The sequence below is a fragment of the Streptomyces sp. CNZ287 genome (assembly GCF_007827615.1).
The window spans coordinates 24,956-36,800 of record NZ_VISV01000024.1 but is presented as its reverse complement, the minus strand read 5'-3'; the positions used below and the strand labels follow the sequence as shown (position 1 = coordinate 36,800).

Sequence of the window (11,845 nt, the reverse complement as noted above, 5' to 3'; positions counted from 1 at the left end):
GAGGGCCGACCGCATAGCGGGCCTCTTCGGCCGACCCCGACAACGCAGCGAGCGTGCGTGCCAGGCGTCGCAACGCCGCGGTCGCCGCCCGGCGCCCCGCCTTCGCCCGGCTGGCCACCGGGGTGAAGGCGTGGGCGAGGGCCCGCGGCCTCGACTCGGCGCCGTTCGGCGGACTGCCGGGGCTGGCCTGGTCGGTGCTGGCGGCCCGTACCGTACGCGAGGCCGAGGACCCGGCCGCGCCGGACTGCCGACAGACTTCTTCGGCACCTGGGCCGCCTGGGACTGGCGGATTCCGGTCGCCCTCGACGCCGCGGCCGCCGCACCGCAGGCGCCGGTGGCGGTCCTCACCCCCACGGAGCCGGTCCGCACCTGCACCGGGCAGGTGACCGCCGGCTTCCGCGACCTGCTGGCCGACGAGCTGTACCGCGCCTGGACCTTCCTGGAGCAGGCGGCGGAGACCGGCGCGGACCCCTGGCCGGAGCTGCTGGCGCCGCCGCCGCTGCACCGGCGGCACGCGGCGTGGGCGGTCCTGACCGTACGCCGCGGCAGTACAGGCGAGTTCGAGGAGACCCTGGGGCGCGTACGGGGGCGGCTGCCGGCACTGCTCACGGCGCTGGCGGAGGCCGGCGCGGCCGACGCGCACGCCTGGCCGCCGCCGTTCGAGACCGGGCCGGCCCTCGCCCGGTACGCGATCGGCCGCGGCCGCACCCCGCCGGGCCCCGCCCGGCTCGCGGAGATCGCCGGCGGGTGGTGCGGCGGGCTGCGCGGGGTGGGCGTCGACTGGGCAGCGGGCGGCACCGTACCGGCGCTGCGCTGATCGCCTCGGACGTGCCGGGACCGCTACCCGTCCGGCCGCGCGCGACTGCCGCTTGCGGCCGACGCGCCCGTGGCGGTCACGGCTTCCTCGCGATGAGGCCCGGGCATGACGCCCCGGCATCGGTGCAGACGATCCGCACTCTGCCCCACACGGTGCGATGTGTCTCGTACTCCCGTTCCCGCGCGGGCAGTTGGGAATGCCGCGGGACGCGTGGGGAGGAGTCCCCTGACATCCAGTTGACAAGATGTCCTGACAAACCCCTTGCCCCGGCTCCCGGTCTGGCTTAGAAAGGGCGGTTGTGAGCCTCATCAAGCGGGACTCACCACGTACGTCAAGGGGAGGCCATCGGTGACGAACTCGGCGCAGGGGGACAGAACGGAGCCCGTTCGGGCGCAGGACGGGGATGGGTCGGGGCCGAGCAGGCGGGTCGTCTCGGCCGCGCTGGTGTCCGGCATCGTCGGTACGGCGCTGGGCGCGACCGCGCCGTCCGCGTGGGCGGACGAGTGGAGCGTGCCGCGCCCGCGCCGGGCGCCGGGCGGCCGGCGGGACCGCGCCCACAACGACGTGCTCTTCGTCGGCGCGCACCCGGACGACGAGGCAGGCAACCTCTCGACCTTCGGGCAGTGGCGGGAGCAGCACGGGCTGAGCACCGGCGTGCTCACCGTCACCCGCGGCGAGGGCGGCGGCAACGCGGTCGGCCCGGAGGAGGGTCCGCCGCTCGGGCTGATCCGGGAGGACGAGGAGCGCGAGGCGGTCGGCTTCGCCGGCATCGACAACGTCTATTACCTGGACAAGCCGGACTTCTGGTACACGCTGTCCGGCCCGCTGACGGCCGCGATCTGGGACGCGGACGACACGCTGGAGCGCATCGTCCGGCTGATCCGCGCCACCACGCCCGACACGGTCGTGACGATGGACCCGCGCCCCTTCAACCAGCACGGCGGCCACCAGTTGTCCGCGCGGCTGGCGATCGAGGCGTTCTTCCTCGCCGGCGACCCGCGCGCGTTCCGCTCGCAGATCACCCAGGAGGGCTACCGCCCGCACCGGGCGCGGCTGCTGCTCGCGCAGAACTACGGCTTCGGCAGCCTGCTCGGCCCGGACGCCCCGAAGCAGCGGCGGACGGACCGCGCCAGCGGGCTGCCGGTCTTCGGCGTCTTTTCCGGCGTGCGCAGCGAGGAGCACGGCACGAGCTGGGCGCAGGTGGAGCGGGACGCCGCCCGCAAGTACGTCACGCAGGGCTGGGCCGCGAGGCCGGCGCAGATGCCGACCGACCCCGAGCAGCTCGGCTCGGACTGGTTCACGGTGCTGGCGGCGAACGGCAAGGCCGTGAAGTCGAAGGTGCGGCCCCAGAACGAACTGCGCCCGGTGTACGCGGAGTTCCGCGACTGGACGGAGCGCGTCGGCCTGCCCTGGCTGGCCAACGACGCGCAGCCGGACTACCCCGAGGCGCCCGCCACGACGATCCCCGAGGTCGCCACTGCCCCCGTACTCGACGGTGTGGAGCGCCCCGGCGAGTACCCGGGCCCCGAACTGCCGCTGGTGCACTGGCAGGGCGAGAAGACCGGCGCGGAGGACGTCTCGGCCACGGCGAAGCTGTCGCGGCACGGGGACGACCTGTACGTGTTCGTCAAGGTCACCGACGACCGCAGGGGCACCGCGCTCGAAGAGAGCGACGCCAAGCGCCACTGGCGTACGGACGCGGTCGAGATCACCCTCGACCCGCGCGGCACGGCAGACGACACCTCGACCACGTTCAAGACGGGCATCTTCCCGTACACCGCGAACGGCGGCGGTGCGGCGGCCGAGCGCGACGGCGACAACCGGCAGGGCCCGGCGGCCACCACGGCGCCCGGCATGCGGGTGGTCTCGCTGGTCTCGGACCCGTACCAGGGCTACACGATCGAGGCGAAGATCGCGCTGGCCGACCTGCCGGCCGCGGCGGACCCGGAGAAGTTCACGCTCAACGTCCTGGTGTACGACTCGGACACCGAGGACAAGACGGGTCAGACCCGGCTGGCGTGGTCGCCGTTCGGCAGCGCCCAGGCCGACCCGTACGTCTGGGGCACCGCGACGCTGGAGGGCTACACCCCGCCGGCGGACCGGCCCACGGAGCCGGCCGAGCCGGAGATCCCGAAGGACGCGGCACGCAGCGAGGACTCGCCGGCGTCGGTGGCGCAGTCGCAGCGCACGGGCGTCCCGCTCGCGGTCGGCCCGCGCCCCCGCGGCTGACGCGGCAGGGCACGCCACGGCGGGTTCCGGCCCGCCGAAGCACCCGGCGGGCGCGCGCCCCGAACGCGCGCCCGCCGGGCGTACGCTCCGCGCCCCGCCCGCCCCGGCGGGGCGCGGACCGCGCTCCCCGGGCGCCCCGTGCGCCCCGGTCGTGGAGGTCCCCCGCCGGTATCGTGAGCCGCATGGTCACGGACACCAGGGACGCTCAGCGCGGCGAGGAGATACTCGCCGTCTTCGACTCCGCATTCGGCGAGCTGCTCGCGGCCGATCCCGCCGCCTTCCGGCTGAAGTTCCGCAAGATGGCGGCCTCGGCGTTCGCCTTCTACCGCGGGACCGCCGCCCTCTACTACCACGACCTGGAGGCCGGCGAGCGCGGCGATCCGTTCCTCACCGAGCAGACGAGCCGGGTCTGGATCCACGGTGATCTGCACGCCGAGAACTTCGGCACGTACATGGACGCCAACGGCCGGCTCGTCTTCAATGTCAACGACTTCGACGAGGCGTTCGTCGGCCCGTTCACCTGGGACGTCAAGCGACTCGCCGGCTCCCTGGCGCTCATCGGCTACACCAAGGCGCTCAGCGACGGGCAGATCACCGGCCTCGTCCGCGCCTACGCCGACGCCTACCGCGAGCGCATCCGCGCCCTCGCCGCCGGGGCCAAGGACGACGAGGTGCCGCCCTTCACCCTCGACACCGCCACCGGGCCGCTCCTCGGCGCGCTGCGCACCGCCCGCGCGCACACCCGCTTCGGGCTGCTGGAGTCGATGACGGAGGTGCGGGACTTCGAGCGCCGTTTCACCTCCGGCGGCGGCGCCATCGAGCTGGACGCGGCCACCCGCGCCCGGGTACTCGACGCGTTCGAGGGCTATCTGGAGACGCTGCCCTCCGGCGGCCGGGAGCGCCGTCCGGACGCGTACCGGGTGAAGGACGTGGTGGGCCGCAGGGGCATCGGGATCGGCAGCGCGGGGCTGCCGTCGTACAACATCCTCCTCGAAGGGCACAGCGACGCCCTGGAGAACGACATCGTCATCTACATGAAGCGCGGCCAGACCCCGGCGGTCGCGCGGCACGTCACCGACCCGGCGATCCGCGGCTACTTCCATCACGAGGGCCACCGCACGGTCATCTCGCAGCGCGCGCTGCAGGCCGCCTCCGACCCGTGGCTGGGCTGGACCGAGCTGGACGGGGCGGGGCAGCTGGTCGCGGAGGTGTCGCCGTACGCGGTGGACCTGGACTGGTCGGACATCGACGACCCGGAGCAGGCCGCGGCCGTCGTGGGCGACCTGGGCCGGGCCACCGCCACCATGCACGCGGCGGCGGACGTGGCGGAGAGCGGGCACTCGCTGGTGCCGTTCTCGACGGAGCAGGCGATCGACGGGGCGATCTCGGCGGACGCCGACGGGTTCACGGAGATGCTGGTCGACTTCGCGCACGACTACGGGGCACGGGCGCGGGCGGACCACCAGATCTTCGTCGACCTCTTCCGCAACGGCCGGATCTCCGGCCTCTGAGGGAGGCCCCTCCTCCACGGACGCTCAAGGCGAAGTACGGCGAGCGCTTCGTGCTCACCATGGCGCCGGAGACGTTCTTCGTGCAGATGGGCTACCAGTTCTACGGCACCGGGCAGTGGGGCGGCCAGGACCCGCGCTGCGGCGCGTACCTGCCGGTGATCCACGCGCTGCGCGACTCGCTGACGCTGCTGCACGTCCAGGACTACAACTCCGGCCCGATCATGGGCCTGGACAACCAGTACCACACCATGGGCGGCGCCGACTTCCACATCGCGATGACGGACATGCTGCTCACCGGCTTCCCGGTCGCGGGCAACGCCGAGCGGTTCTTCCCCGCGCTCCGCCCGGACCAGGTAGCCATCGGGATGCCGGCCAGCACCCAGGCGGGCAACGGGCACGTGCCGACCGCCGAGGTGAACAAGACGCTGGACTGCCTGACGAAGGGCAGCAACTGCGGCTCGTACAAGACCCACGGCACCTGGCCCGGCATGCGGGCTGATGACCTGGTCGATCAACTGGGACCGGTACAACAACTGGGAGTTCTCCCGGAACTTCGACGCCTACTGGCCGTAGGAGGCCCGTGGCCCGGGACGTGCGCCGGCCCCGGGCGGCCGGACGCGCGCCGCGCCCGCCCCGCGGTTTCGCGGGGCGGGCGCGGTCGGGCCGCCGGGCACTCGGCCCGCGGGCGGCGGCCCGCCGGTCCCGTGTGGGGCCGGGACCGGGCCCGGCCGGCGGCCGGCTCCGGGCAGGGCCCGGAACCGGGTCCGGCTCAGCCGAAGTTGCGGTCCACGCGGGCGGCTTCGTCCGCATTCGGGTAGGCGTTGCGGCAGGAGGTGCCGGGGCCGCCGCCGGACATCAGTTCGCTGCACGGGCCGCTGTAGTTGTCGGGCAGGCCGAGGATGTGGCCGGTCTCGTGGGTGACGACGCGCAGCGAGTAGTACTGCTGCGTCTGGCGCAGGTCCAGGAAGACGTAGCCGTGGCCGCGGCCGTCGGTCACGGCGTGGCTGCCGCGCGGGTCGTTGCCCTGGCGGTAGGTGAAGTCACCGGAGCCGGAGGTCTCGGCGAGCGTGATGTTGTTGGTGGCGTTGTTCCAGATCTGGGTGCTCTGGGCTATGTCGCCCTGGTAGTTGGGCGCGCCGGCGTCGTTGTACGTGATGGTGATGGCCTGGTAGCCGGGTTCCGCCGCCTGCTTCTCGCGCGCCTTCTCCCGGATCATCTCGAAGAAGGCCCGGTTCTCCTTCTGCTGTTCCTTGTCCTGCCCGACGTACGCCGCGGAGGCGGTGGCCTGCGTCGTCTGCCGGTCGTGGTGGTCGGCCGCGGGTGCCGGGGAGGCGGCCAGGCCGGTGAGCGCCAGGCCGAGGCCCAAGGCGGTGGAGACCAGTCTTCCGGAGAGCTTCATGGGGGGTTTCTCCTCACGAACGATTGGTCGGTCGGTCGGTGAGGAGTCTGCGGGCGAAGAGGCGGCCGGGGGCAGATCTCATCCGGTGATAGCGGCGTGCGATCCCACCCTCCGGCGGTGCCCGCCGGCGGGGCGGAACGGCGCATAGGTGTAGTGCCCCTGACAAAAGATTGCGGCTATGCTCCCCGCGTGGAGCTGGAGTTGAGGCATCTGCGCGCGCTGTGCGCGATCTCCGACGCCGGAAGTGTGCACGGGGCGGCCAGGTGGCTCGGAGTCTCCCAGCCCGCCCTGACGGCGCAGCTGAACCGCATCGAACGGGCCGTGGGCGGCCCGCTGTTCGTCCGCGACCGCTCGGGCTGCCGCCCGACCCCGCTCGGCCGCTCCGTGACCGCCCGCGCGCGGCCGATCATCGCCGAGATGTCCACCCTGGTCAGCGAGGCGCGCGAGGAGGCCCGCGCGCTGGAGAGCGGGCCCCGGCTGCGGCTGGGCAGCACCGCGAACCGGGCGGTGGCCGGCTGGCTCTGCCGGCTGCACGGACGGTTCCCGGACACGGACGTCTCCATCCGCGTCGACCCGTCGCCGAACTCGCTGCTGCGGATGGTCGCCGACGGCCACCTCGACGTCGCGTTCGTGCACGAGGTCACCGGCTGCCCGCTGCGCGTACCCGACGGCGTCGGCCAGCGCACGCTGCTCTGGCGCGAGCCGCAGTTCGTCGCGCTGCCCGCGGCGCACCCCGCGGCCGCGGGCGAGGACGTGGCGCTCGCCGACCTCTGCGGGCACCCGTGGGTCGTCGACCCGCACGTGGACGGCGAGTGGCACGGCATCCGCCGGATGTTCGCCAGCGCCGGTCTCGAGCTGCGGGTCATCCAGGGCGACTACCTGACGGGCGCCGACCTGGTACGGGCCGGGGTCGCCGTCACCCCGTGCCAGCCCACCTCGACGCCGCGCCCCGGCATGGCGATCAGGCCGCTGCGAGGCGACCCGCTGACCGTGCGGCTGCTGCTCGCCGCCCGGGCGGCGTCGACCACCGACGGCGAGTTCCACGCCGTCTACACCGCGCTGGAGGACGCCTACCGCGAGGCGGCCAGATCCACCGAGACGTATCTGCGCTGGCTGCACCGGAACGACAACCCGCTGCTGCTCACCTGACGCCCCGCCCGCGCGCCCCGGGCGCCGGCTTCCGCGCCTGGCCACGGGCGCGGAAGCCGGTTTACTATCCCTTTACCCTGGTGTCGGGGACACTCGACAGGAGACACCCCCGGCGCCCCGCCGACGATGACGAAGGAGCAGCGGTCCCGCAATGGGCGAACCTCCCAGTACCAGCCGTGCCACAGCCCGCCGGAGAACGAGCGACGGGGCGGGGGTGGCACGGTGACCGAGATCCTTCTGCTGCTCGCCGCCCTGGCGCTCACCCTGGCCTGCGCCATCTTCGTGGCGGCCGAGTTCTCCCTCACCACCGTCGAGCGCGGCGACCTGGAGCGGGCCGCCGCCGCGGGCGAGCGGGGCGCGGAAGGCGCCCTGAAGGCCGTCCGCCGGCTCACCTTCCAGCTCTCCGGCGCCCAGCTCGGCATCACCGTGACCTCGCTGGTCATCGGCATGCTGGCCGAGCCCTCGCTGGCCACGCTGCTGCGCGGCCCGCTGGCGGCGACGGGCCTGGGCGGCACGGCCGCGCCGGTCGCGACGCTGCTGGGCGTGGCCCTGTCCACGGTGGTCCTCATGGTGATCGGCGAGCTGGTGCCGAAGAACTGGGCGATCGCCCGGCCGCTGGCCGTGGCGAAGACCGTGGCCGGGCCGCAGCGCGGCTTCACGGCCGCCTTCGGCCCGTTCATCCGCCATCTGAACAGCACCGCGAACCGCGTCGTGCGCCGCGTGGGGCTGGAGCCCGCCGAGGAGCTGGCCTCGGCCCGTACCCCCGACGAGCTGGTCTCGCTGGCCCGGCACTCCGCCGAGGGCGGCGCGCTGGAGCCGGACTCCGCCGAGCTGTTCGTCCGCACCCTGCACCTCCACGAGCTGACCGCGGAGAACGTCATGACGCCCCGCGTCGACGTCAAGGCGCTGGAGTCCGGCGCCACCGCCCTCGACGCCGCGAACCTCGCGCACGCCACCGGACTGTCCCGCTTCCCCGTCTACGCCCACAGCCTGGACGAGGTCGTCGGCACGGTGCACATCCGCGACGTCCTCGCGCTCGAACCCCGCACCCGGGCCGCGACGCCGGTCACCGAGCTGGCCACCGAGCCGCTGCTGGTGCCCGAGACGCTGCCCGCCGACCGGCTGCTGGAACAGTTGCGCGAGCGGCGCACGATGGCCGTGGTCATCGACGAGTACGGCGGCACCGCGGGCGTGGCCACGATGGAGGACATCGTGGAGGAGGTCGTCGGCGAGGTCCGCGACGAGCACGACCCGGTCGAGCTGCCCGACCTGCAGCCGGCGGGCGTCGGCGCGGACTCCAGGCCCACCTGGGACGCGGACGGCAGCGTCCGCCTGGACCAGCTCGCGGAGCTGGGCCTGGAGGCCCCCGAAGGCCCGTACGAGACGGTCGCGGGGCTGATCGCCACGCTGCTGGCCCGCATCCCCGCCAAGGGCGACGCGGTGCACCTCGCCGGCTGGCGGCTGGACGTCCTGGCCGTCGAGCACCACCGCGCCGACCGGGTCCGGATCACCGCACCCGCCGAGTCCGCGGCCCGCGCCGCGCCGCCGCGCCCGACCGCCGCGCCCGACCAGCGCCGGCCCGCCGAGGAGGTGCGCCGGTGACCGCGCTGCAACTGTGGATCGGCGCCCTGACGCTGGTCACGAACGCCTTCTTCGTCGGCGCGGAGTTCGCGATGATCTCCGTACGGCGCAGCCAGATCGAGCCGCAGGCCCGCCGCGGGCACAAGCGCGCCCGCATCACGCTCTACGGCCTCGAACACCTCTCCGCGATGATGGCCACGGCCCAGCTCGGCATCACCGTCTCCTCGCTGGTGCTGGGCGCGGTCGCGGAACCGGCCATCGCGCACCTGCTGGAGCCCGGCTTCGAGGCGGCGCACGTGCCGTCCGCCGCGGTGCACCCGATCGCGTTCGTGATCGCGCTGACCGTGGCGACGTACCTGCACATGCTCGTCGGCGAGATGGTCCCGAAGAACATCGCGCTGGCCGCCCCCGTGCCCACGGTGCTGCTGCTGGGCCCGCCGCTGGTCGCGGTCACCCGGGCGCTGCGCCCGGTGGTCTTCGGCATCAACGCCTTCGCGAACGGGCTGCTGAAGCTGCTGCGGGTGGAGCCGAGGGACGAGGTGGCCGCGGTCTTCACCGACGACCAGCTCGCCCGGATGGTCACCGACGCCAGCCAGGCGGGGCTGCTGGAGCCGGCCGACGGCGAGCGGCTGCGGGACGCGCTGGAGCTGGGCACCCGGCCGGTCGGCGAGATCCTGGTGCCCGCGGGCACCATGACGACCGTCGAGGACACCGTCACGCCGGCCCGCCTGGAGCGGCTGGCCGCCGAGGCGGGCTTCTCCCGCTTCCCGGTCACCGACCGGGGCGGCGCGCTCCTGGGCTACCTGCACATCAAGGACACCCTCGGGGTGACGGAGCGGGACGCGCCGTTCCCGCGTACGGCGCTGCACCCGATGACGCGGGTGGCCATCGACACCCCGCTGGACGACACGCTCACCGCGCTGCGCGCCGCCGACAGCCATCTGGCGGCCGTCACCGGCGACCAGGGGCGGGTACTGGGCTTCGTCACCATGGAGGACGTCCTGTCGGAGCTGGTGGGCCCCGCGCCGGCCGCGGCGTGAGCGCCCGCCCGCCGGCCCCGGCCACCGGCTCCCGCCGGGGGTACGGGCCGGCGGGCGGCGGCGCCGCGAGGGAAAACCCCTCGTGCGCCGGGACCCGGCGCGGTACCGTCGCGCTCTCGGCGACGGCGGGAGGCGGCTCATGCACGGTCGGCCGTCCGGCGCGCCCGCGGACGCCCCCGTACCCCCGGCACCCGGCGTCGAGCTCTTCTGCGACGAGTCCGGCTACGAAGGCGAGAACCTCGTCGGCGGCATCACCGACGTCTTCGCCCACGCCGGTGTGACGGTCCCGGCCGCGGACGCGGCGGAGTGCATCCGCGAGCTGCGGGACCGCATCCGCTCCCCCGCCACCGTCTACAAGGCGAACCACCTCCAGCGCGAGAAGCACCGCGGCACGCTGCTGTGGTTCCTCGGCCCCGGCGGGCCGCTCCCCGGCCGCGCCCGCGTGCACCTGACGGAGAAGTCGTTCTTCGCCGTCGCCCGGATCGTGGACCTGCTGGTGTCGGGGACGGACCCGGCGGACGCGGCGGCGATGCTGCGCGGCGCGCATGCGCGCGGCCCCGCGGGCGAGCTGTACCGCGCGGGCCCGCGCCTCTACGGCGGCGAGCGCTGGCGCGCGTTCCTCGCCGCGTTCAACGAGCTGATGTGGATCAACACCCGCCGGGGCGCGGAGACCTCGGCGGACGGCTTCTTCGGGCTGGCCGGCGAGCTGCACCGCGCCGGGGCGCCGGGCGAGGCCGGGCGGCTGCTGGGGCTCGTACGGCAGGCGCGGCCGAGGACCGAGGCGCTGCGTGCCGCGCTCCTCGAAGACCCGCGGACCGTGCCCGCGCTGGACTCGCTGCTGCCGGCGCTGGCCGCCGCGGTCGCGTACTGGGGGCGGGACGGGGCGCCGGTGACCGTCGTGCACGACCGGCAGACAGCGTTCACCGATGAGCGGGTGGCGCGGCTGTACGAGGTGTGCCGGCCGCCCCGGGCGCACCTGCGCGGGCTGCGCTTCGTCGACGCCGAGACCGATCCGCGGGTGCAGCTCGCCGACTTCCTCGCGGGGATCGCCCGCAAGCGGGCCTCCGACGCGCTGGCCGGCCTCGCCGACCCCGAACTCGACGAGCTGCTGCGCCCGTACGTCGCCCCGGACTCGGCGTGGGGCGACGCGCGGAGCTGGGCGCTGCTGGGCCCCGAACCCGCGCCCCGGGCGGGCCTCGCCCCGGCGTGACGGCGCCCGGGCCCGGGGCTCCCGGGTGCGGGCTCAGCGGGGTGTGGCCGCCAGCCGTACGGCCAGGCCCGCGAAGACCGTGCCGCTGAAGATGTTGAGCCCGCGCGCCAGCCGGCGGCTGCGGCGCAGCGCCCGCGACAGCCGGCCGGAGAGCAGGCCGACCGAGCCGTCGACGCAGAAACCGACGACGACGCCGGTGATGCCGAGGAGGAGCAACTGCAGCGGCAGATGGCCGCGGCCGGGGTCCACGAACTGCGGCAGGAACGCGATGTTGAACATGATGACCTTGGGGTTCAGCAGGTTGGTGATCATTCCCTGCCAGAACGCGCGGCGCGGCCGCGGCCCGCCGCGCCTGCCGTCGGCCGCCGCGTCGTCCTCGTCGCCGGGGACGGAACGGTCCCGGAAGGCGCGGATCGCGAGGTAGAGGAGGTAGGCGGCGCCGAGCCAGCGGAGCACGTGGTAGAGCACCGGCAGCGCGCCGAAGAGGGCGGAGAGCCCGAGGGCGGCGGCGCAGGCGTGCACGAGCATGCCGCAGGCCACGCCGGCCGCGGCCATCACGCCCATGCCGGAGCCGCCGCGCCCGCCCATGGCCACGATGAACATCATGTCGGGGCCCGGGGTGATGGAGAGCACGAAGATCGCCACGACGAAGGCGGCGAGGAGGGACAGGTCGACCATGGCGGCGATACTCGCACCGCGCCGCCGGGAGGGCGACCGAATTCCGGATGGCGGGACGGCCCGTCGCGGGAGCGTCGCCCGCCCCTCGTACGCGGCGGCCGGGAGGCGCCCGAACCGCCGCGGCATATGCCATCCGCGGTCCCGTACGACCGCGGAACGCCCGCTGAACGCCCGCCTCCGCGGGGTAGCTTCGCCCCCCGTGCCCCAGCCGTCTAATGTGGTCTGCCACGA

9 protein-coding genes and 1 pseudogene are annotated in these 11,845 nt (G+C 74.5%); 8 read left to right on the top strand and 2 right to left on the bottom strand.

What is annotated here, in order from left to right; genetic code table 11:
• Positions 1-130 precede the first annotated feature (130 nt).
• The 4 genes and pseudogenes from FB457_RS31325 to FB457_RS31310 form a co-directional block, all read left to right on the top strand.
• The gene (locus tag FB457_RS31325) at positions 131-817 is read left to right on the top strand and encodes a hypothetical protein (RefSeq protein WP_486589207.1); all 687 of its coding nucleotides are present in this window, start codon (positions 131-133) and stop codon (positions 815-817) included.
• A 348-nt stretch (positions 818-1,165) separates the two neighbouring features.
• Positions 1,166-3,046 (top strand): sugar-binding protein, encoded by a 1,881-nt coding sequence (locus FB457_RS31320; RefSeq protein ID WP_047018238.1) that lies wholly within the window; start codon positions 1,166-1,168, stop codon positions 3,044-3,046.
• Positions 3,047-3,228: 182 nt separating this feature from the next.
• Entirely contained in the window at positions 3,229-4,557 is a 1,329-nt protein-coding gene (locus tag FB457_RS31315; protein WP_047018237.1) for a DUF2252 domain-containing protein, read from the top strand.
• Between the two features lie 17 nt (positions 4,558-4,574).
• Positions 4,575-5,130, top strand: a pseudogene (locus FB457_RS31310) (chitinase); the annotation flags it as partial.
• A 196-nt stretch (positions 5,131-5,326) separates the two neighbouring features.
• Here the strand turns inward: FB457_RS31310 and FB457_RS31305 are convergent.
• On the bottom strand, positions 5,327-5,956 hold the full coding sequence (locus FB457_RS31305; RefSeq protein WP_047018235.1) for a snapalysin family zinc-dependent metalloprotease: 630 nt from the start codon (positions 5,954-5,956) through the stop codon (positions 5,327-5,329).
• Positions 5,957-6,157: 201 nt separating this feature from the next.
• On the opposite strand from FB457_RS31305, the gene FB457_RS31300 reads away from it, so the two are divergent.
• From FB457_RS31300 to FB457_RS31285, 4 genes are all read left to right on the top strand, one after another.
• Positions 6,158-7,105, top strand: coding sequence for a LysR family transcriptional regulator (locus tag FB457_RS31300; protein WP_047018234.1), 948 nt, complete (start codon positions 6,158-6,160; stop codon positions 7,103-7,105).
• A 222-nt stretch (positions 7,106-7,327) separates the two neighbouring features.
• Complete coding sequence (locus FB457_RS31295; RefSeq protein ID WP_047018233.1) at positions 7,328-8,707, top strand: hemolysin family protein; 1,380 nt, start codon at positions 7,328-7,330, stop codon at positions 8,705-8,707.
• Positions 8,704-9,726: a hemolysin family protein gene (locus FB457_RS31290; RefSeq protein ID WP_047018232.1), complete on the top strand. Its 1,023-nt coding sequence runs from the start codon at positions 8,704-8,706 to the stop codon at positions 9,724-9,726. The genes FB457_RS31295 and FB457_RS31290 overlap by 4 nt, the downstream gene beginning before the upstream one ends.
• A 139-nt stretch (positions 9,727-9,865) precedes the next feature.
• Positions 9,866-10,936, top strand: a complete 1,071-nt coding sequence (locus FB457_RS31285; RefSeq protein WP_047018231.1) for a hypothetical protein — start codon at positions 9,866-9,868, stop codon at positions 10,934-10,936.
• 33 nt (positions 10,937-10,969) lie between these two features.
• Here the strand turns inward: FB457_RS31285 and FB457_RS31280 are convergent, their stop codons facing one another.
• Entirely contained in the window at positions 10,970-11,614 is a 645-nt protein-coding gene (locus FB457_RS31280) for a LysE family translocator (protein ID WP_047018230.1), read from the bottom strand.
• Between the last annotated feature and the right edge of the window lie 231 nt (positions 11,615-11,845).

Excerpts from the sequence above, each read along its gene's own strand:
- FB457_RS31315 (WP_047018237.1), top strand. The coding sequence starts at position 3,229 with ATGGTCACGGACACCAGGGACGCTCAGCGCGGCGAGGAGATACTCGCC.
- FB457_RS31305 (WP_047018235.1), bottom strand. The coding sequence starts at position 5,956 with ATGAAGCTCTCCGGAAGACTGGTCTCCACCGCCTTGGGCCTCGGCCTG.
- FB457_RS31285 (WP_047018231.1), top strand. The coding sequence starts at position 9,866 with ATGCACGGTCGGCCGTCCGGCGCGCCCGCGGACGCCCCCGTACCCCCG.
- FB457_RS31280 (WP_047018230.1), bottom strand. The coding sequence starts at position 11,614 with ATGGTCGACCTGTCCCTCCTCGCCGCCTTCGTCGTGGCGATCTTCGTG.